The organism is Cupriavidus sp. 30B13, from assembly GCF_049059565.2.
Classification (GTDB): Bacteria; Pseudomonadota; Gammaproteobacteria; order Burkholderiales; family Burkholderiaceae; genus Cupriavidus.
Map to the genome: position 1 here is coordinate 4,170,063 of NZ_CP188223.1, position 24,610 is coordinate 4,194,672.

At 69.1% G+C, this 24,610-nt stretch carries 21 protein-coding genes and 1 tRNA gene; 8 read left to right on the plus strand and 14 right to left on the minus strand.

Translation table 11 applies throughout. From position 1 onward, the window contains the following. Nucleotides 1–20: 20 nt before the first annotated feature. On the plus strand, nt 21–1,637 hold the full coding sequence (locus ACKI2N_RS19225) for a sensor histidine kinase (protein WP_420996968.1): 1,617 nt from the start codon (nt 21–23) through the stop codon (nt 1,635–1,637). A gap of 16 nt (nt 1,638–1,653) precedes the next feature. Here the strand turns inward: ACKI2N_RS19225 and ACKI2N_RS19230 are convergent, their stop codons facing one another. Beyond that, nucleotides 1,654–2,199, minus strand: a complete 546-nt coding sequence (locus ACKI2N_RS19230) for an SET domain-containing protein (protein WP_420997006.1) — start codon at nt 2,197–2,199, stop codon at nt 1,654–1,656. Nucleotides 2,200–3,453: 1,254 nt separating this feature from the next. Between ACKI2N_RS19230 and ACKI2N_RS19235 the strand changes: the two genes are divergently transcribed. The 3 genes from ACKI2N_RS19235 to ACKI2N_RS19245 all read left to right on the plus strand — a co-directional run bounded on the left by ACKI2N_RS19235 (nt 3,454) and on the right by ACKI2N_RS19245 (nt 6,065). Continuing rightward, nucleotides 3,454–3,732, plus strand: coding sequence for an HU family DNA-binding protein (locus tag ACKI2N_RS19235; RefSeq protein ID WP_017227089.1), 279 nt, complete (start codon nt 3,454–3,456; stop codon nt 3,730–3,732). Nucleotides 3,733–3,979: 247 nt separating this feature from the next. Next, complete coding sequence (locus ACKI2N_RS19240) at nt 3,980–4,954, plus strand: DUF2272 domain-containing protein (protein WP_420996969.1); 975 nt, start codon at nt 3,980–3,982, stop codon at nt 4,952–4,954. Nucleotides 4,955–5,072: 118 nt separating this feature from the next. After that, on the plus strand, nt 5,073–6,065 hold the full coding sequence (locus ACKI2N_RS19245) for a 2-dehydropantoate 2-reductase (RefSeq protein WP_420996970.1): 993 nt from the start codon (nt 5,073–5,075) through the stop codon (nt 6,063–6,065). Here ACKI2N_RS19245 and ACKI2N_RS19250 read toward each other — a convergent pair. The 3 genes from ACKI2N_RS19250 to ACKI2N_RS19260 all read right to left on the minus strand — a co-directional run bounded on the left by ACKI2N_RS19250 (nt 6,041) and on the right by ACKI2N_RS19260 (nt 8,411). Beyond that, on the minus strand, nt 6,041–6,265 hold the full coding sequence (locus tag ACKI2N_RS19250; RefSeq protein WP_420996971.1) for a hypothetical protein: 225 nt from the start codon (nt 6,263–6,265) through the stop codon (nt 6,041–6,043). The genes ACKI2N_RS19245 and ACKI2N_RS19250 overlap by 25 nt on opposite strands. Nucleotides 6,266–6,292: 27 nt before the next feature. Next, nucleotides 6,293–7,183 carry an EamA family transporter RarD gene (rarD, locus tag ACKI2N_RS19255; protein ID WP_420996972.1) on the minus strand — a complete coding sequence of 297 codons (891 nt, stop codon included), beginning with the start codon at nt 7,181–7,183 and terminating at the stop codon, nt 6,293–6,295. 88 nt (nt 7,184–7,271) lie between these two features. Beyond that, entirely contained in the window at nt 7,272–8,411 is a 1,140-nt protein-coding gene (locus tag ACKI2N_RS19260; RefSeq protein WP_420996973.1) for a TRAP transporter substrate-binding protein, read from the minus strand. Between the two features lie 480 nt (nt 8,412–8,891). Here ACKI2N_RS19260 and ACKI2N_RS19265 point away from each other — a divergent pair, with 480 nt between their 5' ends. Further along, nucleotides 8,892–10,625, plus strand: a complete 1,734-nt coding sequence (locus ACKI2N_RS19265) for a carbohydrate porin (protein WP_420996974.1) — start codon at nt 8,892–8,894, stop codon at nt 10,623–10,625. Between the two features lie 377 nt (nt 10,626–11,002). Here ACKI2N_RS19265 and ACKI2N_RS19270 read toward each other — a convergent pair whose 3' ends face one another. The 10 genes from ACKI2N_RS19270 to def all read right to left on the minus strand — a co-directional run bounded on the left by ACKI2N_RS19270 (nt 11,003) and on the right by def (nt 21,567). Further along, nucleotides 11,003–11,965: a glycosyltransferase family 2 protein gene (locus ACKI2N_RS19270; RefSeq protein WP_420996975.1), complete on the minus strand. Its 963-nt coding sequence runs from the start codon at nt 11,963–11,965 to the stop codon at nt 11,003–11,005. A gap of 378 nt (nt 11,966–12,343) precedes the next feature. Continuing rightward, nucleotides 12,344–12,419, minus strand: a tRNA-Phe gene (locus tag ACKI2N_RS19275). Between the two features lie 59 nt (nt 12,420–12,478). Then, on the minus strand, nt 12,479–13,186 hold the full coding sequence (locus ACKI2N_RS19280) for a response regulator (RefSeq protein WP_420996976.1): 708 nt from the start codon (nt 13,184–13,186) through the stop codon (nt 12,479–12,481). Nucleotides 13,187–13,241: 55 nt separating this feature from the next. Next, nucleotides 13,242–15,707 (minus strand): sensor histidine kinase, encoded by a 2,466-nt coding sequence (locus tag ACKI2N_RS19285; RefSeq protein WP_420996977.1) that lies wholly within the window; start codon nt 15,705–15,707, stop codon nt 13,242–13,244. Next, the gene (locus ACKI2N_RS19290; protein WP_420996978.1) at nt 15,704–16,594 is read right to left on the minus strand and encodes a DUF4390 domain-containing protein; all 891 of its coding nucleotides are present in this window, start codon (nt 16,592–16,594) and stop codon (nt 15,704–15,706) included. Before ACKI2N_RS19290 ends, ACKI2N_RS19285 begins: the two co-directional genes overlap by 4 nt. A 19-nt stretch (nt 16,595–16,613) precedes the next feature. Continuing rightward, entirely contained in the window at nt 16,614–17,975 is a 1,362-nt protein-coding gene (rsmB, locus tag ACKI2N_RS19295; RefSeq protein WP_420996979.1) for a 16S rRNA (cytosine(967)-C(5))-methyltransferase RsmB, read from the minus strand. Nucleotides 17,976–18,180: 205 nt separating this feature from the next. Next, nucleotides 18,181–19,041, minus strand: coding sequence for a zinc metalloprotease HtpX (gene htpX / locus ACKI2N_RS19300; protein ID WP_420996980.1), 861 nt, complete (start codon nt 19,039–19,041; stop codon nt 18,181–18,183). 157 nt (nt 19,042–19,198) lie between these two features. Further along, nucleotides 19,199–19,840 (minus strand): LysE family translocator, encoded by a 642-nt coding sequence (locus ACKI2N_RS19305; protein ID WP_420996981.1) that lies wholly within the window; start codon nt 19,838–19,840, stop codon nt 19,199–19,201. A 52-nt stretch (nt 19,841–19,892) separates the two neighbouring features. Next, nucleotides 19,893–20,936, minus strand: a complete 1,044-nt coding sequence (fmt, locus tag ACKI2N_RS19310) for a methionyl-tRNA formyltransferase (protein ID WP_420996982.1) — start codon at nt 20,934–20,936, stop codon at nt 19,893–19,895. 124 nt (nt 20,937–21,060) lie between these two features. Then, on the minus strand, nt 21,061–21,567 hold the full coding sequence (def, locus tag ACKI2N_RS19315) for a peptide deformylase (RefSeq protein ID WP_029044370.1): 507 nt from the start codon (nt 21,565–21,567) through the stop codon (nt 21,061–21,063). Nucleotides 21,568–21,727: 160 nt separating this feature from the next. Here def and ACKI2N_RS19320 point away from each other — a divergent pair, with 160 nt between their 5' ends. The 3 genes from ACKI2N_RS19320 (at nt 21,728) to ACKI2N_RS19330 (ending at nt 24,529) form a co-directional block, all read left to right on the plus strand. Beyond that, nucleotides 21,728–22,900, plus strand: coding sequence for a LysM peptidoglycan-binding domain-containing protein (locus tag ACKI2N_RS19320; RefSeq protein WP_420996983.1), 1,173 nt, complete (start codon nt 21,728–21,730; stop codon nt 22,898–22,900). Further along, entirely contained in the window at nt 22,897–24,036 is a 1,140-nt protein-coding gene (dprA, locus tag ACKI2N_RS19325) for a DNA-processing protein DprA (protein ID WP_420996984.1), read from the plus strand. The genes ACKI2N_RS19320 and dprA overlap by 4 nt, the downstream gene beginning before the upstream one ends. 88 nt (nt 24,037–24,124) lie before the next feature. Beyond that, the gene (locus ACKI2N_RS19330) at nt 24,125–24,529 is read left to right on the plus strand and encodes a thioredoxin family protein (RefSeq protein ID WP_420996985.1); all 405 of its coding nucleotides are present in this window, start codon (nt 24,125–24,127) and stop codon (nt 24,527–24,529) included. Nucleotides 24,530–24,610 lie beyond the last annotated feature (81 nt).

Here is a 24,610-nt window from a genome sequence, read left to right on the forward strand (position 1 = left end):
GCGCGCCGGGCCAGTCCGCCATGTGGCCGCGTCCCCGTTCCCCCAAGGCCGGCCAGGCCGTCGCGGTAAAGCCGGCGGCCGCCGGCGAGCGCCCGGCCGCGCAGCCGGCCCGCCCCGCTTCCACGCAGAGCCTGCGCGTGCACCTGCTGCGCGCGCTCGCCACGCCGCTGTTCGCGCTGGTGCTGACCAGCGGCTCGCTGTCCTACTGGCTGGCGGCCCACTACACCACCCAGGTATTCGACCGCGCGCTGTACGGCGTGGCCAACAATATCGCCCAGCAGATCCGCATTGCGGGGCCGCGGCTCGAGCAGGACATCCCGATGATCGCGCAGACGCTGGTCGAGGCCGAGGGCACCGACCGCATCTACTGGCGCATCCACGGCCCCGACGGCCTGATCGGCGGCATGGACACCTGGCTGGGCTACGGCACCGGCCAGACCTCGCTGCACGATGCGCGGCTGTTCTATGCGTGGTTCAGCGGGCGCCAGGTGCGCGCCGTGCGCCTGCCCGTGAATCTGCCCAGCCCGGCCTCCGACGAGCTGGCCACCAGCGAGGCCGGGCGCGCGCCGCGCGGGCCGGTGGTGGTGGAAGTGGCCGAGCTGCTGGACCGGCGCGAGACCGCCGCCAACGAGATCCTGCTGTCGGTGTCGGTGCCGCTGATCCTGCTGCTGGTGGTGGGTAGCCTGATCCTGTCGCATGTGCTCAAGGAAGAGCTGGTGCCGCTGCAGATCCTGACCGACAAGCTCAACCGCCAGACCGCGCGCTCGCTGGCGCCGCTGGACGAGACCCAGGTGCCGGCCGAGGTGGAGCCGCTGATCCGCGCGCTCAATGCGCTGCTGGCCAGGCTGCGCGATGCGCTCGACGCGCAGCGCAAGTTCATCGCCGACGCCGCGCACCAGTTGCGCACGCCGCTGACGGCGGTCAAGCTGCACGCCGACCGCGCGGTGCAGTCGGACGATCCGCAGGTGACCGGACACGCGCTGCGCGAGCTGCAGTCGGCGGCCGACCGCGCGGTGCGGCTGTCCAACCAGTTGCTGTCGCTGGCGCGCGCGGAACCCGGGCTGTCGCTGGAGCGGCTCGGGCCGATCGAGCATTTCGACCTGGCCACGCTGGCCTTCGAGACCGGCGCCGAGTGGGTGCCGCAGGCGCTGGCGCGCCAGATCGACCTGGGCTTCGAGACCCTGCCCGGCCCCACCTTCACCGGCGCGGCGCCGTCCACGGTGCGCGGCAACCGGCTGCTGATGCGCGAAGCGCTCAGCAACCTGATCGACAACGCGGTGAAGTATGTGCCGTCGGGCGGGCGCATCACCGTGCGCGCCGGCGGCGAGACGCTCGGCCACCGCGGCATGGCTGTCGTGATGGTGGAAGACAACGGCCCCGGCATCGCGCCGGCGCGCCGCGAGGAAGTCTTCAAGCGCTTCTTCCGCGGCGACCACACGCCGGGCGGCCCCGGCGGCGGCGCGCCGGCCCAGCCGCCCGGCGGCGCCGGCCTGGGGCTGGCCATCGTGCACGAGATCATCGGCCTGCACCAGGGCTCCATCCGCATCGAGGACGTGCCGCCGCCCGCGCCCGGCGCCGAGGCGCGCGGCATGCGCTTCGTGATCCGCATCCCGTGCGAGGCGCCCGGCACCGCCTGAGCCGGGCACCGCGGATCTAGCGCGACTTCTTTTCCTTCGGCGCCAGCATGGTGCCGCGGCACTGCGGGCTGCCGCAGCGGCACTCGAATTCCTTCTTGAGCTTCTTGGTGTAGCGCGCGTCGATCACGAGGCCGTAGTCGTAGAACAGTTCCTCGCCGCCGGCGATGTCGCGCAGCGCGTGGATGAACACCCGGCCCTTCTTCTCGCGCGCCTCGCAATTGGGCGCGCAGGCATGGTTGATCCAGCGCGCGCGGTTGCCGCCGAACTTGGCGTCGATGACGTCGCCGTCTTCCAGGCTGAAATAGAAGGTGTGATTGGGGTCGGCGGGATCGTGCGGATGGCGCTTGAGCGCTTCCTTCCACGAAATATGCTCGCCCTTGTACTCGATGATGCGCTCGCCCTCGGCGATCGGCGCGATCGCGTAGACCCCCTTGCCGTGCACGCCCGAGCGGCGCACCTCGATGCGGTCGGAGGCGGTCTTGCGCTTGCCGCCCTTGCCCTTCTTCTTGCCTTCCTTGTCGTTTACCGCGGCGTCAGCCGTGGCACCCGTGCCGTTCTTCATGTCGCTGGTGTCCTGTTCCGCCATTTGCCATCCCGTCGTGATCCGCCGGCCTGCCACCCGGTGTGGCCGCGCGCTGGCGATGATACCTGCGCCCCAACACGGCGGCATCCCCTGGCCGGCATTTGGCGGCACATTCGAGGTATTCGAGGTATACGCCGCGCAGCTTCCCGCCGGATCGCCGCCGCCCTGCCGCGGTATACGCGCAACCGGCCAGCCACAAGGCCGGCGCGCACGGCACGTATGCACATACGCGCCCATGAGCGCATGTGGATAAACCCGCAAAAATCTGTGGATAAGAACGCGCGAATCATGTGGGCTGCCTGGGGTTGGCATGGGGACGGCTCAGGCATAAGTCGGAGGCCCCGGATTACCTGCCTCGGCCAAACGGCTGAGTCATCCACGCCGGCCAACACCGCATCCCGGCATTTCCATGCGCCGTAAACCATTGATTGAAATGGAGTTAACCGGGTTATCCACAGAAAAGGGCGGCGTTTACCTACTACTACTATCTGTATACATGAAAGAAAGATGTAAACCGAAAGGACTACGCCCGGGCATCGGTCGAAAAGCACGGCAGGCCGGAAAACCAGAGAACCGGAAGCGTGTTTTTGGCAGGGCCTCTTTTTTGAGCAGGGAAGTTCGGGCGTTTACCTTTACGCAGGGCGCCGCCGCCGGCGCGTATACCTCGGCCCGCGTTTACGTTGCCGCGGCGATGTAAACCGGGCACGGCGGCAATTGCAGAAATGGCGTATACGCACCAAAGGCCTCCGCCGCAAGGGGGCATTCGCCGCGCGAATATCGGCCGCATGGCGTATGCACGATATTGCAGCCCGACCTGTTCAGAGGGCGGAAAGAGGCCTTTCTGGTGCTTCGTGTCGTATACGCGGCTCGCGAGCCTCCCAGGCGGCCCGCAAGCCGTCTGGGAGCGCTCAGAAGGGCCGTGGCGCCGTTTTCTGCCTTTCCGTGTCCTGCGGGACACCTCGGCCCCGCGCATCGTCAGGGGCCTTCTCCTGGACCGCACGCCCCGCGGCGGATCCCTCCGGGCGCCCTCGTCGACCCCTCGCCGGTCCCCCTGCCCTCCCTCAAAGCCACAGCCGGCGCGGCCTGGCGCGCCATGCGCTGTAACAATCTGTTCCCGGTCCGGCTTGCCCGACACGGTATGATGTGGCCCGCGGCGCCTTTGCCGAGGCCGGTGCCCAGCGCGCCGGCCAGGGCGGGCGTCCCTGTTTTTATCAACTCGAGACGGAGTGAAGCATGACGAAAACCGAACTGATCGACGCCATCGCGGCCGGCGTGGACGGCCTGACCAAGGCCAAGGCTGAACAAGCGTTGAACGTGACGCTGGGCGCCATCATGGACGCCGTCGCCAAGGGCGATACCCTGAGCCTGATCGGCTTTGGCACGTTCAGCCAGGGCGAACGCGGCGAACGCATGGCTCGCAACCCGCGCACCGGCGAGGAAATCAAGGTCGAAGCGGCCAAGACCGTCAAGTTCAAGGCCGGCCAGAAGTTCAAGGACGCAGTGAACCAGTAAGCAGCAACGTCCCGCAGGCGGCCTTCGCGCCGGCCTTGCAGGAACAACCCCGCCGTGTCGCCGCCAGCTGCCGCCTGGCGCGGGCGAGCGCCAGGCGGGGGGCGTTATCCACAATATCGGCACCCTGGTTATCCTGACGCCGCGCGGTATACGCCGCACCCTCCGCCAGCCCGCCAAGATCGTGCCCCGTCGGCGCCTTACCTCAATAAATACAAGGGTCTAGGGCGTCCTGCCGAGTAGGACCAGCATGGACCTCAGATCGCCGCGCCGCAGATTTCCACAATTTTATTCACAGCGTTTCCCACAAAATTTTCCACAGGCGCGCCTGCTCGGGCTGGGCCTGCTGACGGCGCTCGCGCTGCTGTCCGGTTGCACCACGCCCTCGCAGCCGGCGCGCCCGCAGGCGGTGCCGCTGCCCGATGCCGAACGGCCGGCGACGACGCCCGGCGCCACCCCGCGCCAGCGCATCGTCGAGATCGCCTGGCAGGAATGGCAGCGCTGGGGCGGCCAGACCGTGCGCCTGGGCCGCGACGACAGCGCCTGCGTGGTGGACAGCCCGCTGCCGGCGCCGGTGCTGCCGGGCATGCCGCCGGCGGCGCCCGATAGCGCCGCCGACGCTGCCGACGCCACGGGCCGCAGCGCCGACCGCGAGGACGACGACAGCAGCGCGGCGGATTGCCTGCGCTTTCCCGACGGCACCGGCATGGAGGCCACGCCGCAGGGCTGCCAGCTGGCCCAGCGCTACTGGGCCATCGTCGGCAAGGCCGTCACCTGCCGCCAGATCACGCAGGGCAACTGGGCCTGGTCGGCGGTCTTCATTTCCTGGGTGATGCGCAAGGCTGGCCTGGACGAGCGGCAGTTCCTCACCGGCGACTCGCATTCGATGTACGTGGTGGACGCCCGCGACGGCATCCTGCCGGCGCCCGCCTTCCGCGTCGAGCCGCTGCCCGCCATGCCGCGCCCGGGCGACATGATCTGCGCCGGCCGCGGGCGCGACAAATACCTGGCCAGCGCCGCGGAGATCGGCTTCGGCACCACGCCCATGCACTGCGACATCGTGGTCGAGGTGGATCCGGCGGCGCGCCTGGTCAAGGCCATCGGCGGCAACGTGCAGCAGTCGGTCTCGATGGAACTGATCGAGCTGGGCGATTCGGGCATGATCGATGGCGTGACCAACTCGCACATGCCCTGGCTGCTCATCATGCGCAATACGCTGCCCTGAGCCCCGCCGGCGAGCACTGTCACGGAGAATCGACCGGATCGATGCCATGCGTCCATCCGGGCCATCAATCATTTGTCCCGGGAATGCCCCTGGGGCGAAACCGAGGGAAACGGCAGTCATGACTTCCATCTGCATCGTCGGCGCCGGCGCCGTGGGCGGCTTCATCGGCGCGCGCCTGGCGCGTTCCGGCCAGGCGCTCAATGTGCTGGCGCGCGGCCAGACGCTGGCCACGCTGCGCGAACAGGGCCTGACCCTGATCGAAGGCGGGCACCCGGAAACCTTCCGCGTGCGCGCCGAGGGCGATCCCGCAGCACTGGGTACGCAGGACGTGGTGATCCTGGCGGTCAAGGCGCCCGCGCTGCCGGCGCTGGCGCAGGCCATCGGGCCGCTGGTCGGTTCCGGCACGCTGGTGGTGACGGCAATGAACGGTGTGCCGTGGTGGTTTTTCGACAGGCCGGGACCGCACGCGGGCCTGTCCCTGCGCTCGGTGGATCCGGACGGCGCCATCGCGCGCGCCATCCCGGCGGCACAGGTGATCGGCTGCGTGGTCCATCTGACCGCCTCCACGGCGGCCCCGGCGGTGGTGCGCCACGGCTTCGGCGCGCGGCTGATCCTGGGGGCGGCGGGCGGGGAAGCCAGCCAGGCCGCCGCCGGGCTGGGCATGCTCGCGGACCTGCTGGCGCGCGGCGGCCTGGACGTCGAACGCAGTGCCGCCATCCAGCAGGACGTCTGGTTCAAGCTGTGGGGCAATATGACGATGAACCCGGTCTCGGTGCTGACCGGCGCCACCTGTGACCGCATCCTCGACGATCCGCTGGTCAGCCGCTTCTGCCTGGCCGTGATGGAGGAAGCCGGCCGCATCGGCGCCGCCATCGGCTGCCCGATCGCGCAGAGCGGCGAGGAGCGCTGCCAGCTCACGCGCAAGCTGGGTGTCTTCAAGACCTCGATGCTGCAGGATGCGGAGGCCGGCCGTGCGCTGGAGATCGACGCGCTGGTGGCCTCCGTGCGGGAGATTGCCGGCCATGTCGGCATCGCCACGCCGAACATCGATGCGCTGCTTGGCCTGGTGCGGCTGCGGGCGCAGGTTCAGGGACTGTACCCGGCCGGATGAAGGCTCGGATTTATTCCGGCCACGAATGGCATGTCGGTCGAATTGCCGTGATCGGATAGATCGCGCGAATCGAATCGGCGGGGAAAGGCGGCGCCAGCGATTTCATCGCCGGCCATATTGCTGGGGAAGGGGGAAGCAGTATTTTCCGGACGGATGAAATCGATCCTGTCATCGATGAATTCATCAATGGTGCGAATCAAGAGGGGCACGTTTCGTGCCTCGTCCTGTCACCCCCGGGCCGCTGCGGCGATCCGCCGCCGCCCGGCCAGCAGCCCTTCCACCGCGTAGATGGCCAGCGAGATCCAGATCAGCGCATAGCCGGCCTGCTTGCTGGCCGGGAACGGCTCGTGCCACAGCCACACGCCCAGCAGCAGCTGCAGCGTGGGCCCGGTGTATTGCAGCAGCCCGAGCAGCGACAGCGGGATGCGCCGGGCGCCGGCGGCGAACAGCAGCAGCGGCACCGCCGTGACCGGCCCGGCCAGCAGCGCCAGCAACTGCACGCCGCTGTCGGCCTGGCTGAAGCCGGCCTGCCCGCTGGCGAACAGATAGGCCAGCGAGGCCGCCGCCAGCGGGAACAACAGCAGCGTCTCGAGCGACAGGCCCTCCAGCGCGCCCAGCGTGGCGGTCTTGCGCAGCAGGCCGTAGCCGCCGAAGGTGCCGGCCAGCGCCAGCGCGATCCACGGCAACTGGCCCGCGGCCACCGTCAGCCATGCCACGCCGGCCGCCGCGATGGCGATCGAGAGCCACTGGCCGGGCCGCAGCCGCTCGTGCAGGAACACCACGCCCAGCAGCACGCTGAACAGCGGGTTGATGAAGTAGCCCAGGCTGGCATCCACCACCCGCCCGTTGGAAACCGACCAGATGTACAGGAACCAGTTGCCGCACAGCAGCAGCGCGCTGGCCACGAAGCCGGCCAGCAGGCGCGGATTCGACCACACCGCGCGCAGCCAGCCCCAGTGGCGGCGCCAGGCCAGCACCAGGCCGAGGAACACCAGCGACCACACCATCCGGTGCAGCAGGATTTCGGTCGGCGCGATGCCGTGCAGGGATTTGATATAGAGCGGCAGCAGGCCCCAGATGATGTAGGCCAGCAGCGCGTAGAGAATGCCGATTTGCATGAGAAGTCCCGGAGAATCGGGCATTCTACCGGCGTAAAAAAGCCCGTGCAGGGCACGGGCCTGGGGGCGCCGGTTCCGCGGCCGCGCTTTACAGCTTGCGCGCGAAGCTGAATTGCGAGAACGCCTGTTCGGCCACGTTGAACCACGCGGCCTCGTTGTTGCGGAACACGCGCCAGTCGTCGTAGATCTTCTTGAACGACGGGTTCTTGGCGGTTTCGTCGGCGTAGGCTTCCTGGGTGGCCTTGAAGCAGGCCTCCATGATCTCCTTGGAGAACGGACGCAGCTTGACGCCGTTTTCCAGCAGGCGGGCCAGCGCCTGCGGGTTGAGCGCGTCGTACTTGGCCATCATGTTGGTGTGGGCCTCGATGGTGGCCGTTTCCAGCACGCGCTTGTACAGCGGCGGCAGCTTCTCGTATTCGGTGGCCGAAGCGTAGAACGACAGCTGCGCGCTGCCTTCCCACCAGCCCGGGTAGTAGTAATACGGCGCCACCTTGTAGAAGCCGAGCTTCTCGTCGTCGTAGGGGCCGACCCATTCCGCCGCGTCGATGGTGCCCTTTTCCAGCGCCGGGTAGATATCGCCGCCGGCGATCTGCTGGGGCACCACGCCCAGGCGCGACAGCACCACGCCGGCAAAACCGGCGATACGGTACTTCAGGCCCTGCAGGTCCGCCACGGTCTTGATTTCCCTGCGGAACCAGCCGCCCATCTGGGCGTTGGTGTTGCCGCCGAGGAAGTTGACGACGTTGTATTCCTTGAAGAATTCGCGCATCAGCTTCATGCCGTTGCCCTGCAGCATCCAGGCATTCTGCTGGCGCGAGGTCAGGCCGAACGGCACGGTGGTGTCGAAGCACAGCGTCGGGTTCTTGCCGAAGTAGTAGTAGCCTGCCGTGTGGCCGATCTGCACGGTGTTGTTCTGCACCGCGTCCAGCACCTGCAGGCCCGGCACGATTTCGCCGGCGGCGAAGACCTTGATGTTGAACTTGCCGTCGGTCAGTTCCCTGACCCGCGCAGCGAGCATCTCGCCGCCACCGTAGATGGTGTCGAGCGATTTCGGGAAGCTGGAAGCCAGGCGCCATTCCACGGCCGGGTTGCTGCCCACCACCGCAGGCGCGCTGGCGGCGGCAGGGGCGGCGGCTGGCGCCGCGGGTTTCTCTTCCTTGCCGCAAGCGGCCAGCGCGCCGGTGGCCGCCACGGCCGATGCCTTCAACAGAAAGGAACGACGTTCCATGACTTCTTCTCCTCTTTTATCGATCTTGTAATGCGGCCGCAGGAACGGGCCCGCGTCTTGCGCGCAGCGCCGTTCCTGAGCCGGGACGCGCGTGGAGCCGGGATACGGCCGTGGCGCAGCAATGAGCCTGTTACGGAGACATGCCACCGCGATGACGTATGCTGGCATGCCCTCGTAACAGGCTCCGGAGGCCGGCCCGTACCCGTCGGGACGGCCAGATGATTATAGCGGTGGCCCTTTCGCCACGGGGGTCCGGCGGGGTCCGGGTTTTCGCTAGGAGAGGCCGGCCCGGGGCAAGAGATTGCGACCCGGTCATCGGGAGTGGCGAAGGCTGCCGCATGCGGCGCATGCGGCGCTTTCCAGGGTGCCGCGCACGCGTTTTACCGTATGGTGAGAAGGCCGCTTTGCCGCGGATTTTGTAACCCTGCTTGCTGTCCAATCGCTCGACTGTTAAAAAAACACGCCTTGCCTGCTTAGCCTATGTTGTCCGCTGTTCCGATCGTTCCCGGCCATCCGCCGGCCCGCCGCACGCGTTGCCTCGCACTGGCCATCCTGGCTGCCTGGGGTCTCGACGCATGCGCGCAGGCGCCCGCCGGCCCGGACCCGGTGCCGCCCGTGGTGCGGGCGGCGCCGCAATCCCCGGCTGTCGCTGCGCCCGCGCCGGCATCCGCGCAGGCCACGGACGATCCGCTGGCCGCATTGATCTCGGCCACGCAGGACAATGCTCCCGACGCCGCGCCTGCGATCTCCACGCCGCCCACGCCGCCCACGGCAGCCGGTGCGGCGCAGCTCGCGGCAACACCGGACGCGCCCGCCGGCGAAGCCGCGGCCATGCCGGCGCCGCCCGCGCCCGCGACCTGGGTCAATGCCGGGCTGTCCGACGACGGCACCGAGCTGGCCGGCCCGCCGGACCCCGAATACCCGCTCGAGCCCTATGTCGCCCCGCCGCCGCCGGTCGTGCTGTTCCCCGCGCGGCTGGGCCAGTTCGTGGCGGAGGCGCCCCCCTCGCTGCCCACCAGCGACGCTCCGGAGGCGCCTGCCGCCGAGGGCTTTGCGCTGACCTCGCAGCTGCCGCCCGACGATCCCGCCGGCGACCAGATCCTGCGGCTCGGCTACAGCGGGCGCGCCGCCTATGACGACCGCACCATCACCGCGCATGCCTGCGCCGGCGGCGGCACCTTGTCGGCCGGCATCAGCGGCGTAGCCTGCCGCAGCACCGGCGAGGTCAAGGTCAAGGAATCGCTGTTCTCGCTCGACGGCGGCGCCCAGGTGCAGCTGGTGGCGCAGGCCAAGGGCACCGACGCCACCTCGGTCAACGGCCGTCCCGTGGCGGTCGATCAGTACGCCCTGCTGCCGCAGTTCTACACCGCCGTCACCGGCCTGTCGGTGCTCGACGGCGCCACCATGTGGGCCGGCCGGCGCGAGGACTCGTCCTTCCTGATGTCGTCCGGCCTGCTGCCGCCGAATTCACCCGCCATGCGCGTCGGCGTGGACAATGCGCGCTTCGGCGACATCGCGCTCAACTACCAGTACACCGCGCGCAACGACCTCAACGGCACCAACTTGCCGAGTTATCACTCGCTGCGCACGGCGCCCATCCAGACCAACGACAAGGGCTCGGTGCAGCTGGGCTACACGCGCGTGGAAGCCGAACCGCTGATCCAGCAGACCGGCAGCGCGTGGTGGGTCTCCGCGATGCATGAGCAGAAAGGCGTGCTGGCCGGCACCAACCGCCTGGGCATGCAGTTCGGCGAAGGCAGCCGCAATGCCCTGACCGGCTACACCGGCATGGGCCCGTCGCTGTCGCGCGTGCGCGTGGCCGAGTCGATGGAATGGAAGCAGGCCTCCGGCCTGGGCCTGGCCGGTTCGGTCGAATCCAGCGTGCAGTTCGACCGCTCGCCGGTCGGCACGCTGCAATGGACGACCACGCGCGTGCGCCCGGCCTACATCGCCAGCGACCAGTTCAGGCTCACCTTCGAAGTCGCGCGCGACCAGATCACCTCCGGCTTCGGCACCAGCGGCCAGCGCACGGCGGTGACGGTGGCGCCCACCTTCACGCTCGGCAAGGCGGCCGGCAACGCCAACCTGCGCGCCTTCTACACCTACAGCCGCGCCAGCGACGTGGACGGCATCGCCTTCACCGCGCCGGCCGATACCTGGGCCTCGCAGAACTCCGGCTCGATCTTCGGCGTGCAGCTCAATCGGCGCTGGTAGGGGCGGCGGCGCGGCGCCACGGTGCGCTGTGTCCCCCCCATCCCTTGCTGCCGCTATGCTCGATAGCCATGCAACACATGTGGAATATGGCTGGCGGCGATGAGATTTGCCGCTCAGGACCAAATTCAGAACGCGGATTCTGGGGGTATTTGATGCAATGCCGATAATCGCAGGCGCGATGGCATTCGAGGCGGGAGGCGTGCCTAAACATTAGGCGGTGGAGGGCGGGAATGCAAGGTGACGCGGCCGGGTGGCCTCGTATCCGGGGGAAACCCGGGAAGGCCACGGCAAGGCGAGTGGCGGATACGCTCGGATACGCTTCGTCTTAGCGAGTCCTTTTCGCAATCGCTCGCCGATCGACGAAGCACGCCCGGCAGTCAGCCCGCACGCCCGGCGCGCCTGTCCGGCAGCATGACCACGATGACAAACTTGGCGACAAGCTTCAGTCCCGATATGGTCGCGATTCTGCGCCGATGCCACTTCGAGAAGAACCAGCGTACGGCTTCTCCACGATGGCCAAGATTCAGCGCCTGCGATATCGCCCCGCTCGATTTTTTGCTCAGATGATCGACTACGCTGGCGATCGCCAGGACGGAATCCTCAAGCTCGATCGTGCGCTTGAACGAGTAATACGACATGTCGCTGAGCGTGCCGCGGTTGGTCACCGAACGGAATGTCGTGCGGTATGCCGATGTATAGCGGTTGACGAAATAGAATTTCTTGCCACGCACCGATTGTGCAAGAAGAAGCCCGAACATGTAGTCGCAAGCGTCGCCGCCCAGTTCGCCCGCGCGCGCGTAGCCCACGTGCTTTGCCGCATGCGACGATACCAGATAGCAATCGTTCGGAAACTGCTGAACAATCGCCGCTTCCATGGTGTCGCGCTGTGCGCCCGCGTATGGATCAGTGCGCGAGTACACCCGGTTCAGTTCCTCGGAACCGGCTATGTCGCGAACGCCGTCCTCGGACATGAGGAACTGCTTTCCATATGATGCGACGACCTCCGGATCGTCGAACGGGGCAGCCAGAAGCCGGAACGCGGTCGGCTCAAATTCGTCATCGTCGTGCAAGACCGATATCAATTCGCCGCTGGCCTCGTGGATCAGCCGATCGACGTTCCGGGCCTGTCCATACCCCGGCTTGTTGTGGAAGTAGCGCAGAGGAACGGTGCTGCAAGTCGCGAGTTCTTCAACGACGAGGCGAGTCTCGTCATCGGGCGAATCATCTCCAATTAGAATCTCCGCCGGCAACATAGTCTGCTTGAGGCACGAGCCAACCGCATGCCTGAGCAGGTCGGGACGGCGGTAGGTCGGAATGCACACCGAGATAGACTTCGACATGGTTCGCCTTTTCAGTCTGTTCAGATTCGGGTGAGTGGGTCCGGTGGCAGCGCGAAAAGGCGAGCGGAAGACGCGCGAGTGAAGGAAGATGTAATTCGCGATCAGGCCCATGCAAATCAAGGGCTTGCAGCGCCAAGTTTCTTCGATGGCTGTCCCTGCGGCTCAGCTTAGCCGCAGGGCGCGCGCCGCAACGTGCGGCAACCCACAAAAAGTCGAAGGGATCTGATGCGCTCGACCTGTCGGGTCTAGCTGGGGCACGCGGGTCATTGCGTATTCACGCGGACCAGGTCGGGCGGAAGCCGGCGTCATGGCGACGGTCGTCGAAATGGGCAGCCAAAAAGAAAACGGAGACCGAAGTCTCCGTTTTCTTTTCAAACCTGGTGGCCTGGGACGGAATCGAACCGCCGACACAAGGATTTTCAATCCTCTGCTCTACCGACTGAGCTACCGGGCCAAAGAAGCGAAATAATAGCAGTGCTTTTTGACCCGGTCAAGCACCGCCAGGAAAAATCCTTACTGCTCCGCCGGCTCCGGCTTGTTGCGGCCCAGCTCCACGCCGAGCTGCTTGAGCTTGCGGTAGAGATGGGTACGCTCGAGGCCGGTTTTCTCGGCCACGCGCGTCATGCTGCCGTGTTCGCGCACCAGGTGGTATTCGAAGTAGGCGCGCTCGAACAGGTCGCGTGCCTCGCGCAGCGGCATGTCGAACGAGAAATGCATCTCGGCTTCGGGCAGGCGCTGCGGGTTGCCGTTGGCGGTCTCGGCGGCGGCTTCGGCCGTTGCCGGCGCTGCGGCCTCGCCGTTGCCGGCTGCCGGTTGCGCGGCGCCCGCCGCGGCGGCGCCCGCGCGCGGCCGCTCGATGCCGCGGGCCAGGCCCTGCTCGACGGCCGACAGCAGCTTCTGCAGGGCGATCGGCTTCTCGAGGAAGTTGAGCGCGCCGATCTTGGTTGCCTCCACCGCGGTATCGATGGTGGCGTGGCCCGACATCATGATGACGGGCATGGAAAGCAGGCCCTGCGCCGACCACTCCTTGAGCAGCGTGACGCCGTCGGTATCGGGCATCCAGATGTCAAGCAGCACCAAGTCGGGCGTATTGCCGGCACGGTACTCGCGCGCCTTCTGCGCGTTTTCTGCCACTTCGACCACATGGCCTTCGTCGCTGAGGATCTCCGAGAGCAACTCCCGGATACCCATTTCGTCGTCGACTACGAGGATGGTTGCCATACTTCCCCTCTTGACCCCACCGCGGCTCACCGGGTTCGGGGCCGCTACATTGTGACTATGCCAGTTTAACGAACAGGATGGAGATCTGCGCCCCGATGAGCTCGGTGCCCTCCATGCGATTGCGCAGTTCGATGCGGGCGCCGTGTTCGTCAATGATCTTCTTCACCATCGCGAGCCCCAGGCCGGTACCCTTGGCCTTGGTGGTCACGTAGGGTTCGAACGCGCGGCTGAGGATGCGCGGGGCGAAACCGGGACCGTTATCCGCAATGGTGAGCTTGACGGCCTGCCGGTCTTCGCCGGCAGAATCTTTGTATTCTACAGTCTCGGTGTGCAGAGCGATACGGGGCGCCGGACGGGCCGCCGCGACGTTGTCCGCCACCGCATCCTGCGCATTCTGCAGCAGGTTGTGGATCACCTGCCGCAGCTGGGTCGGGTCGCCCTTGATCTCGGGCAGGCCGGCCGCCAGCGACGGATGAATCACGGCATGCTCGTGCACGCCGGCGTCGTCGATGCCGTACAGGTGCAGCACTTCGGCCACCAGGGCGTTGAGCTGCAGTGACTGCAACATCGCCGGCGGCGTGCGCGCATAGTCGCGGAAGTCGTCGACCATGCGCTTCATCGCCGCCACCTGGTTAACGATCGTTGTGGCCCCGCGCTTTAGCACGTCGGCGTCGGGTCCGTCGAGCTTGGGCGAGAGCTTCATCTGCAGGCGCTCGGCCGAGAGCTGGATCGGCGTGAGCGGGTTCTTGATTTCGTGCGCGAGGCGCCGCGCCACTTCGCCCCACGCCACCGAGCGTTGAGCCGAAATCACATCGGAAATATCGTCGAACACCACCACGTAGCCCGGCTCGTCGCGTTCGCCGCGGCTGCCGCCGGGCAGGCGCGCGCCACGCACCAGCAGCGTGAGGGCCTGTTCCTCGTCGCTCTGCGGCAGCTCGATCTGCTTTTGCCAGTGCTGCGAGCCGCCCAGCATCTCGCTGGTGCTCTGCTCGGAGAAGGCCTGCCGCACGATGTCGCCGAACGCGCCCAGCACCGGGATGCCGTCGATCGGCTGGCCGAGCGCGCCGCCGAAGGGCTGGCGGAAGATGCGCTCGGCCCCGGGGTTGGCGGTGATCAGCACGAAGCGGCGGTCGAACACCAGCACGCCGGCGGTGAGGTTCTGCAGCACGCTCTCCAGGTAGGCGGTGGATTTCTCCAGCGCGCTGCGGTTCTGTTCCACCGCGATGCGCGCCTCCGACAACTGGCGCGTCATCATGTTGAACTGCTGAGTGAGCATGCCGAGCTCGTCGCGGCTCTTGAGCTCGCGCTTGGGCGAGAGGTCGCCCTCGGCGACTTCCTTGGTCCCCTGCAGCAGCATCAGCAGCGGCCGCGCGAGCTGGCCGCCGAGCAGCAGCGCCAGCATCACGGCGATGAACACGGCGAGGAACAGCGTGAGCGTGAGCGTGCCGATATACATCTTGCGCAGGCCGGTGCGCCCGAGCGCCTTTTCCTGGTACTCCTGGTACGCGCGCTGGACCTCGTCGGCATTGCGCGCCAGCGCCGCCGGCACCGGATGCACGACCTGCAGGTAGCGCTCCTCGCGCACGCTCTCTCCCACCAGGCCGAAGCCGGACGAGGCGGCGTCCTCGGGGCGGCGCTCGATGGACAGGCCCGAGCCCGCCCAGCGGCTGGCGGCATTGAGCGGCGCCTTCACCGCGGGGCCGCTGGCGGCCTCGGGAGGATTCTGCGCGCTGGCCTGCGCGGCGGGCGCGGGGCCGAGCGGCACGATCACGCGCAGGCGGTACAGGTGGCTGACATCGGTGCGCTGGGGCTGGCGGCCGTCGACGGCCGGATCGGTGCCGCCTTCCACCGCGGCGTAGCCGCCGGCCAGGCGCGCCTGCTCGGCCAGCACGCCCGAGGGCAGGTCCGGCACCAGCGACGCGTAGTTGCTCGAGGCGGTGGCGATCACGCGCCCGCTGCCGGTGAAGATGGCCGCTTCCTGCACGCCGTATTGCTCGCGCAGCCGGTTGAGCTGCAGCGAAGTGGCCACGCTCGAGGAACTGGTGAGCTGGTCGGCCATCAGGCGCGCCTTGCCCTGCAGGTCGGACAGCGCGCTGTCGATGGTGGAGCGGCCCAGGTTGAGGCCGGCTTCGAGCGCGGTTTCTACGCGCACGTCGAACCACGACTCGATGCTGCGCGAGACGAACTGCAGCGACACCAGGTAGATCAGCACGCCGGGCAGCACGCCCACCACGCCGAAGAACACGGCGAGCTTGGTCATCAGGCGCGTGCCGAACTTGCCGCGCCGGTAGCGCAGCCACAAGGTCAGCGCCAGCGCCCCGATGATCAGCACCAGCAGCACGCCGATCACCAGGTTGATCTTGAACAGCAGCGTGAAGTAGCGGTCGAAGAATTCCGTGTTGGCCGAGGCGCCGGCCAGCAGCGCCACCAGCACCAGCGCCAGGAACACGATGATGCCCGCCACCACGCGGTAGAGCACGCGCCGGAAACGGCTGTCCCACAGGCTGTTGCTGGCGATCATGGCTGGCTCGCGGCCGGCTGCACCAGGGTGGTGGGCGAGAGCACGGTGGACACGGTCTGCGCGAACGGCACCGCGCGCGTCTCGCCGGCCACCGGCGCGGAGGCGGCCGATGCGGGCGCCGGCGCGGGCGGCGGCACGGGTACCGGCACCGCCGGCACCACCGGAGCGACCGGCGGCGCGGGCGGCGCCGGTGGCGGGTACTCGGTCGGCACCGTGAAACTGAAGTGGCGCCACTCGGAGGCGAGATTCCACTCGCGCGTGTTGACCGCGTTGATCTGGAACGGCTTGGGCAGCTGCGTCAGGTCCAGGCGCATGCGCGCCTCGGCCTGGTAGGTCTCGCCCGCCTTGACCATGCTGCGGTCGAATACGCGCCAGCCGCGCACGCGCTGGATGAACTGCAGCGCGCCCTTCAGGCGCGTGAACGGCAGTTGCAGCCCGCCGGTGGAGACGCGGTACTGGCGCGTGAGCGGATGGTAGGACAGCCGCACGCTGCGGCTGGCGTTGACGGGCTTTTCGTCGAACCAGTACCAGCGCGGGCGCGTGAGCTGGAAATCGACCACGAAATAGAGCGAGATGCCTTTGTTGAGCGCATCCTCGAGCGGCGGCGGCAGGTCGAAATCGAAACTGGCGGCGAGGTCGAAGCCGCCATCCTGGTATTCGATGCGCGCTTCTGTCACCTCGATGACATCGGCGCGTGCCGTGCCCGGCAGCACCGTCAGCGCCAGCAGTGCGGCGAGCGCGATTGCCGCGGCGAGCCACCACGACGCGAGCCGCGCGCGCGCGCTCCGTCCCGCGCGTGCACCATGCCGGGGACCGCTTGCCGCCAGGCATACGCACGCATTGTCGTCAGGGACGCGAAGGACGGACAAGCGAAGCGGATTCGGCATTGGCAGCGGTCGGGAGCGGTCAGGGTCGTTTCTGGAAGCGCGCGTAGAAGAAGCCATCGTGATCGGAGGGCAGGCCTTCCTGGCTGGCACTCCCGCCGCCGGCCGCCTGGCCTCCATGGTCTCTACTGCCGGGCAGCATCTGGCCGGGCGCCTGCAATCGTATCGCATCTGGTAGCTGTGCACCAAACCAGCGCGCCTGCTCCTCGCCCTCCGTTGGGAAAATAGAACAGGTGACGTAGACCAGGATGCCGCCCGGCTTGAGCAGGTTCCACAACTGCGAGACGATGCGCCGCTGCTCGGTCACCAGGCGCGCGATGTCCACCTCGCGGCGCAGCCAGCGGATGTCCGGGTGGCGGCGCACGATGCCCGAGGCCGAGCATGGCACGTCGGCCAGGATGCGGTCGAACGGCTGGCCGTCCCACCAGTCCTGCGGACGGCTCGCGTCGCCCACCACCACCCTGGCCTGCTGGCCCAGGCGGGCGAGGTTCTCGTCGATGCGCGCGGCGCGCTGCGCATCGCTCTCGAGCGCGGTCACGTCGACGCGGGCCAGCTCCAGGATGTGCCCGGTCTTGCCGCCGGGCGCGGCGCAGGCGTCGAGCACGCGCTGGCCGTCGGCCAGCTCGAGCAGCGGCGCGGCCAGTTGCGCGCCGGCGTCCTGCACCGAGACGTCGCCCTGGACAAACCCGGGAATCTGCGACACCGGGAACGCGCGCACCAGCCGCACCGCCTGCGTGCCGATGGCCGTGCCCGCCATGCCGGCATTGGCCACGCGCGTGAGATAGTCGGGCACCGGCACGCGCGCGGTGTTGACGCGCAGGGTCATCGGCGGGCGCACATTGGCGCTTTCGGCCAGCGCTGCCCACTGGCCGGGATAGGCGTCGCGCAGCATCTTCAGCCACCACGCGGGCAGGTTCCAGCGCGCCTCGTCGTCGCGGCGCACGTCTTCGAGCAGCGCGCGGCGCTCGCGCAGGAAACGGCGCAGCACCGCGTTGACCAGCCCGCGCGCGTGCGCGGTCTTCGGCTCGGAGGCCGCGGCGCTGACGGCCTGGTCCACCACGGTGAATTCGGTATAGCCGCCCTCGCCCTGCTCGTCCTCGACCAGCAGCGCCAGCGCCACGGCCAGCAGCGAATCCACCTGCGCGCCGGGCGGGCGCGTCACGAGCCGGGTGACCAGCGCGCGCGCGGTGCCGAACTGGCGCATGGTGCGGTAGGCCAGGTCCTGCAGCGCGCCGCGCGTGGCGGCGTCGCGCACGCGGTCCAGGCGAAACTGCGCGGCGGCGTTGTCGATGGCCAGCGGCAGCGCGCTGCCTTCGTTGACGCCGCGTACGGCAGTCGCGGCGGCGAGCATCTGGAAGGCGAGGGATTCGTGTGGCAGGCGCATGACAGTGGGCAGTGAAGCGGTAAGGCGGTGGCGCGGTGAGGCGGAAAAAGGGCAAGGAGCCGCGCCGCGGGCGCCGGCGGCGCGGCCAGCGGGGCCGCGCGGGGCCGGAAACGAACTGCCCGCCGTTTCCAGGGGAAGCACGGCGGGCAGTTTACCCTGTATGCCCGCGGCCGGCTTTTTTGCCGCCGGCGGGGCCGGGCCGCCGTCAGGCGGGATAGACGCCGGTCTGCGCCATCTGCATCAGCCGTGCGATGCGCTCCTCGGTGGCCGGATGGGTCGAGAACAGGTTGGCGATGCCGCCCCCCGCGAGCGGGTTCATGATCATCATCTGCGCGGTGGCGGGATGCTGTTCCGCGGTCTGGAACGGGATGCCCTGGGCATAGCGGTGGATCTTGTCGAGCGCCATCGCCAGCGCCTGCGGGTCGCCGCTGATGGTGGCGCCGCCCCGGTCCGCCTCGAACTCGCGCGCGCGCGAGATGGCCATCTGGATCAGCGAAGCCGCCAGCGGCGCCAGGATCGCCACGGCGATGCTGGCGATCGGGTTGGCGCGGTTGCCGTTCTCGTCGCGCCCGCCGAAGAACATGGCGAAGTTGGCCAGCGCGGCGATGGCGCCGGCCATGGTGGCGGCGATGGTCGAGATCAGGATGTCGCGGTGCTGCACGTGGGCCAGTTCATGCGCCATCACACCGCGCAGCTCGCGCTCGGACAGCACGCGCAGGATGCCGGTGGTCGCCGCCACCGCGGCGTTCTCGGGGTTGCGGCCGGTGGCGAAGGCATTGGGCGCGTCCTCGTTGATCAGGTACACGCGCGGCATCGGCAGCTGGGCGCGCTGCGCCAGCTCCTGCACCATGCGATAGAACTGCGGCGCCGTGCTGGCGTCGACCTCCTGCGCGTTGTACATGCGCAGGACCATCTTGTCCGAGAACCAGTACGAGAAGAAATTCATGCCCAGCGCCATGATCAGCGCGAACATCATGCCGCTGCGGCCCCCGATCATGCCGCCGATGACGATGAACAGCGCCGTGATGGCGGCCATCAGCATGAAGGTCTTGACCCAGTTGAACATTGCCTTGAGCTCCGAAGAAGTCAGTTCCGCCATCGATGCCGCGGCACGGTGCGGAGGGCCGGGCCGGCCATGCCCGGCAAACCCGGCATGGTGACCTTTAGATAGTATCCGCTGGCCGGAATTCAACGTCCCGCTGCCTGAAAATCAGGCAGCAAGGCTAGCGCTGGACCAGCGCCAGCCGGGCGCCCAGCCCGATGAAGGCGATGCCGACGAAGCGGTCCAGCCAGCACTTCAGGCGCGGCGCCTGCCCGACCTTGCGCGTCAGCGTGCCGGCCATCCAGGCCACCAGCCCGTTCCACAGCGTGGACATCAGCACCATTACCCCGCCCAGCACCAGGAAGGCGGCAGCCTGGTGCCCCGCATGCGGATCGACGAACTGCGGGAAGAAGGAGACGAAGAACAGGATCACCTTCGGGTTCAGCACATTGGTGAGGAAGCCCTGCATGAACAGCGCCCGCAGTCCGCGCGCGGCCGGCCGTGCCGGCGCGGCCGCCTGCGTGCCGGCGGGCGTGCGCCGCTGCAGGATCAGGCGCAGGCCCAGCCACGCCAGGTAGGCCGCGCCGGCGAACTTGATCACGGTGAAGGCCGTGGCCGAGGCGGCCAGCAAGGCGGTCAGGCCGAAGGCGATGGCCACCGAATGCACGCAGCAGCCGGCGCTCACGCCCAGCGCCGACACCACGCCCGCCGCCCTGCCCTGCGCCACGCTGCGCCCGACGATGTAGGCGGTATCCGGGCCGGGCGTCACATTGAGCAGGAATACCGCGCCGACGAACAGCGGGAAGTCTGTAATGCCTAGCATCGGGCGCTCCTGGCGGGAAACGATAGGGTCGTGGGCGGAATCGCGCGCGGTACTATGCCGCCGCTTCGGGCAAGGCGCAGCGCGTGCCCGGCGGCAGCGGCATGCCTTGCAGGAACTGCTGGGCCGGCAGCCGGCGCCCGCCCGGCTTCTGCAGCTCGGTCACGCGCAGCGCGCCATCGCCGCAGGCGATCACCACGCCGGCGGCATCGGCTGCTAGCACCGTGCCCGGCTCGTGGCCGGCATGACCGGCGGCGTGGCCAGGCAGCGCCTCGGCCTGCCAGCACTTGACGACGGTCGGGCCGATCTGCAGCGTGGCGCCCGGGAAGGGATTGAAGGCGCGCACCTGCGCGGCCAGCGCCGTGGCGGCGCGGCGCAGGTCCAGCGGGGCTTCGTCCTTGCCGATCTTCTCGGCGTAGGTGACGCCCTCGGCAGGCTGCGGCGTGGCCGGCAGGCGCTCGCCCGCGGCCAGGCGGCGCAGCGAGTCCACCACCATGCGGCCGCCCAGCGCGGCCAGCGTGTCGTGCAGCGTGGCGGTGGTGTCGCGGGGGCCGACCGGCACCGCCTCCCGGGTCAGCATGTCGCCGGTGTCCAGGCCTTCGTCCATCTGCATCAGCGTGATGCCGGTCTCGCTGTCGCCGGCCTCGATGGCGCGGTGGATCGGCGCCGCGCCGCGCCAGCGCGGCAGCAGCGAGCCGTGGATGTTGAGGCAGCCCAGGCGCGGCAGCGCCAGTACCTCCGCCGGCAGGATCAGGCCGTAGGCGGCCACCACCATCACGTCCGGCGCGATCTGCGCCAGCGTGTCGACGGCCGCGCCGGCCTCCTCGGGATACTTGCCATGGCGGCGCAGGGAGCGCGGCTGCAGCACCGGCTCCAGGCCGTGCTCCAGCGCGTACTGCTTGACCGGGCTGGCCTGCAGCTGCAGGCCGCGCCCGGCCGGGCGGTCCGGCTGGCTGAGCACCGCCACCACCGGGAAGCCGGCCTCGTGGATGGCCGCCAGCGCCACGCGCGCGAACTCGGGCGTGCCCGCGAAGGCGACGCGCAGCGCCGCGGAGGGGCTGGCGTGTTGGGACACGTCTGATCGGGACACGTCTGTCATGGAGCGCTCCGGCGTAAAGCAGCACCGGCCGCATGTCAGCGGCCGGCGAGGGAATCATGGGGAAGGCAATACGATAGCAGAGCGGCGCGGCGGCAGGCACCGCCGTCGCCGCGACAGGCGGGAACTACATGCGCGCGCGTTCGCGCTTGTGCAGCTTGGACTTGATGCGCTGGATCTTCAGCGGCGACAGGTATTCCACGAAGACCTTGCCCTTGAGGTGGTCCATCTCGTGCTGGATGCACACCGCCAGCAGCTCGTCGGCGTCCAGCTCGAAGGTCTCGCCCTTCTCGTTGAGCGCGCGCACGCGCACGCGGTCGGGGCGCTCAACGCGGTCATAGACCTCGGGCACCGACAGGCAGCCTTCTTCCCATACCTTGCGGTTGTCGCTGGCCCAGACGATCTCCGGGTTGATGAACACGCGCAACTCGTCGCGGGTCTCGGAGATGTCGATCACCACCACCTGCTCGTGCACGTTGACCTGGGTCGCGGCCAGGCCGATGCCGGGCGCTTCGTACATGGTCTCGGCCATGTCTTGCACCAGCTGGCGGATGCGGTCGTCCACCGCGGCAACCGGTTTTGCCACGATATGCAGGCGGGGATCGGGGTAGGTCAGGATGTCGAGTTTGGCCATGATGCTGGGGCGCAACGCCCACTGCTCACACATGTGGCCCGCGTTGCGGCGACGGGTGTTTACATGCAGAATCGGGGCGCAAGTACAAAAATTCAAGGCGCGCCGCAGCAGGCACGCTCTCCAGGGTCAATCCGGCTGTTCTGCCAGCCGGTTCGAGAAAATGCGCGATCTTACCAAAGAACACCAGGCGGCGCCGCGCCGCAGGCAGTACGCGTTTGCCCGCTGGATGCTGTGTGCGGCTGGCGTCACTGCCGCCGCGGGAGCGGCAGCGCAGGCCACCGGGCTTGTCGTCACGCCGGCCCAGCAGGCGCAGGCCCTGGCTACCGCGCAGCAGGGCATACCCGCCGCCGACCTCGCCGCCGGCGCGCCTTCCCAGTACGTGGTGCGCGGCGGCGACACGCTGTGGGCCATCTCCGGGCGCTTCCTGCGCCAGCCGTGGCGCTGGCCCGAACTGTGGGGCATGAACCGGCAGCAGATCCGCAACCCGCACCTGATCTACCCGGGCCAGGTCCTGTACCTGATCCAGCGCGACGGCCGCGCCTGGCTCTCCACCACGCCCGCCGACGGCGACACGGTCCGCCTCACCCCCGGCATGCGCGGCGACGGCGGGCCCGACGGCGCCATCGCCAGCATTCCCGCCAAGGACATCGAGCCCTTCCTGATCCGCCCGCAGGTGGTGGACGAAGGCGTGCTGGCCACCTCCGCGCGCATCATTGCCCTGCCCGAGCCGCGCGTCTACCTCGGCATGGGCGACACCGCCTACGTGCGCGGCATTTCCCCGCCCGAGGCCGTGGTCGGCAGCGACTGGCAGGCCTTCAAGCCGGTCAAGCCGATCCGCGATCCGGTGAGCGGCCGCGTGCTGGCGTTCGAGGCCGAATACCAGGGCAACGTGCGGATTGCGCGCCCGCCCGAGGGCATCGAGGCCGTCACCACGGTGAAGGTCACCGAGGCCCAGCAGGAAATGGGCACCGGCACGCTGCTGATGCCCCAGCCCGCGCGCGAGCCGGTGCGCTATATCCCGCATGCGCCGGACGTGCCGGTCGACGGCCGCATCGCGGGGGTCTACGGCGGCGTACAGTTCGGCGGCGCCAAGCAGGTGGTGGTGCTCAATCTCGGCACCGCCGCGGGCCTGGAGCCGGGCCACGTGGTGGCGCTGTCGCGCGCCGGGCAGGTGGTGCGCGACGCCACCGACGGCAACCGCGCGGTCCAGCTGCCCGACGAGCGCTACGGGCTGGCCTTCGTGTTCCGGGTGTTCCCCGGCGTGGCCTACGCCCTGGTCACCGATGCCTCGAACGCGGTCGAGGTGGGCGACCGCATCACGTCCCCGCGTTGACGGTACGGGCGGCCGCCACGGCCGATGCCATCGGTACCGCCGGTACCACCGATGCGGCCGAGATCGCGGCCTGGCTGCGGCTGACCCGCGTGCCCGGCATCGGCAAGGCCGCGGTGCGGCAGTTGCTGGCCGCGTTCGGCCTGCCCCAGCGGCTGTTCGCGCTGGACGCCGCCGCGCTGTCCCGCGTCATTCCCGCGCGCCATGCCAACGCCCTGCTGGCGCCGCCCGACGCCGCCACGCTGGCGCTGGTCGAGCGCACCGTGGCGTGGACGGCGGAACCCGGCAACCACCTGCTCACGCTGGCCGACGCGGCTTATCCGCGCGCGCTGCTCGATCTCGCCGATCCGCCGCCGGTCCTGTACGTCAAGGGCCGGCTGGAACTGCTGGCCCGCGCCGGCGTGGCCATGGTGGGCGCGCGCAACGCCACCCTGCAGGGCGTGGAGGATGCGCGGCGCTTTGCCGGCGCGCTGTCGCAGGCCGGGCTGGCCGTGGTGTCGGGCATGGCGCTGGGCATCGACGGCGCCGCCCATGACGGCGCGCTCGCCGGCCCGGGCGGCACCGTGGCGGTGATCGGCACCGGCATCGACGTGGTCTATCCCGCGCGCCACCGCGCGCTGGCGCACCGCATCGCCGAGGCCGGCGCCCTCGTCAGCGAGTTCCCGCTCGGCACCGCGCCGCGCAGCCAGCATTTCCCGCAGCGCAACCGCATCATCGCGGCGCTGGTGCGCGGCGTGCTGGTGGTGGAGGCGGCGGCGCGCTCGGGCTCGCTGATCACCGCGCGCCTGGCCGCCGAGCTCGGCCGCGAGGTCTACGCCATGCCCGGCTCGATCCACGCGCCGCTGTCCAAGGGCTGCCACCTGCTGATCCGGCAAGGCGCCAAGCTGGTGGAGACCGCGCAGGACGTGCTGGAGGAGCTCGGCATCGCTGCCGGCGCCGCGCCGCGGACGGCCCCGCCCCCGGCGCCGCGGGCGGACGACCTGCTCGGCGCGGCGCTCGCGCACGACCCGGTCGCGCTCGATGTCCTGTGCGCCCGCGCCGCGCTGCCGCCCGAGCAGGTGGCGGCCGCGCTGCTGGCGCTGGAACTGGAGGGGACGGTGGAGCGCCTGCCGGGCAATCTCTACCGGCGGCTGGTCTGAGCGCGCTGCGGGCGCGCCGAACGGTTTTCCCGCCGCCCGCTACAATCAAACGATTCCCGTGCCTGAAAAGGCTCATGTTTAGGCTGCCATGACCGTTTACTTTCCGGAGCACAATGCGGGCGAGCTGGCCCAGGCGCTGGCAGCGCGTGCGCAGGGCCGCCTGGTGGCCTGCCTGTGCGCTGCCTGGTGCGGCACTTGCCGGGACTACCTGGAGGCGCTGCAGGCGCTGGCGGCGCGTTTCCCGGATGACTGCTTCGTCTGGATCGACATCGAGACCCACGCCGACCGCCTGGGCGACCTCGACATCGAGAATTTCCCGACCGTGCTGGTACAGCCGGCGGACGGCGGCGCGCCGCAGTTCTACGGCACGCTGTTGCCGCATATCGAGGTGCTGGAGCGTATGCTGGCGCGTGGCGGCGCCATGACGCTGCCGGCGGATGCCGAAATCCCCGACGTGCTGGCGTGGCTGCGGGGCGGAGGCGGCACCGATTGAGGGCAGCGCCGGCGGGGCCGGCTTGCACCGCCGTCGGAACCGCGCTTATTATTGGCGCCTCAAAGCCCCCGGCTCGCTGTT

Excerpts from the sequence above, each read along its gene's own strand:
- ACKI2N_RS19245 (WP_420996970.1), top strand. The coding sequence starts at position 5,073 with ATGACTTCCATCTGCATCGTCGGCGCCGGCGCCGTGGGCGGCTTCATC.
- ACKI2N_RS19280 (WP_420996976.1), bottom strand. The coding sequence starts at position 13,186 with ATGGCAACCATCCTCGTAGTCGACGACGAAATGGGTATCCGGGAGTTG.
- ACKI2N_RS19240 (WP_420996969.1), top strand. The coding sequence starts at position 3,980 with ATGGACCTCAGATCGCCGCGCCGCAGATTTCCACAATTTTATTCACAG.
- rarD (WP_420996972.1), bottom strand. The coding sequence starts at position 7,183 with ATGCAAATCGGCATTCTCTACGCGCTGCTGGCCTACATCATCTGGGGC.
- ACKI2N_RS19320 (WP_420996983.1), top strand. The coding sequence starts at position 21,728 with ATGCGCGATCTTACCAAAGAACACCAGGCGGCGCCGCGCCGCAGGCAG.
- ACKI2N_RS19230 (WP_420997006.1), bottom strand. The coding sequence starts at position 2,199 with ATGAAGAACGGCACGGGTGCCACGGCTGACGCCGCGGTAAACGACAAG.
- ACKI2N_RS19290 (WP_420996978.1), bottom strand. The coding sequence starts at position 16,594 with ATGCCGAATCCGCTTCGCTTGTCCGTCCTTCGCGTCCCTGACGACAAT.
- ACKI2N_RS19270 (WP_420996975.1), bottom strand. The coding sequence starts at position 11,965 with ATGTCGAAGTCTATCTCGGTGTGCATTCCGACCTACCGCCGTCCCGAC.
- htpX (WP_420996980.1), bottom strand. The coding sequence starts at position 19,041 with ATGTTCAACTGGGTCAAGACCTTCATGCTGATGGCCGCCATCACGGCG.
- ACKI2N_RS19235 (WP_017227089.1), top strand. The coding sequence starts at position 3,454 with ATGACGAAAACCGAACTGATCGACGCCATCGCGGCCGGCGTGGACGGC.
- ACKI2N_RS19225 (WP_420996968.1), top strand. The coding sequence starts at position 21 with ATGTGGCCGCGTCCCCGTTCCCCCAAGGCCGGCCAGGCCGTCGCGGTA.
- ACKI2N_RS19305 (WP_420996981.1), bottom strand. The coding sequence starts at position 19,840 with ATGCTAGGCATTACAGACTTCCCGCTGTTCGTCGGCGCGGTATTCCTG.
- rsmB (WP_420996979.1), bottom strand. The coding sequence starts at position 17,975 with ATGCGCCTGCCACACGAATCCCTCGCCTTCCAGATGCTCGCCGCCGCG.
- def (WP_029044370.1), bottom strand. The coding sequence starts at position 21,567 with ATGGCCAAACTCGACATCCTGACCTACCCCGATCCCCGCCTGCATATC.
- ACKI2N_RS19260 (WP_420996973.1), bottom strand. The coding sequence starts at position 8,411 with ATGGAACGTCGTTCCTTTCTGTTGAAGGCATCGGCCGTGGCGGCCACC.
- ACKI2N_RS19265 (WP_420996974.1), top strand. The coding sequence starts at position 8,892 with ATGTTGTCCGCTGTTCCGATCGTTCCCGGCCATCCGCCGGCCCGCCGC.
- ACKI2N_RS19330 (WP_420996985.1), top strand. The coding sequence starts at position 24,125 with ATGACCGTTTACTTTCCGGAGCACAATGCGGGCGAGCTGGCCCAGGCG.
- fmt (WP_420996982.1), bottom strand. The coding sequence starts at position 20,936 with ATGACAGACGTGTCCCGATCAGACGTGTCCCAACACGCCAGCCCCTCC.
- ACKI2N_RS19285 (WP_420996977.1), bottom strand. The coding sequence starts at position 15,707 with ATGATCGCCAGCAACAGCCTGTGGGACAGCCGTTTCCGGCGCGTGCTC.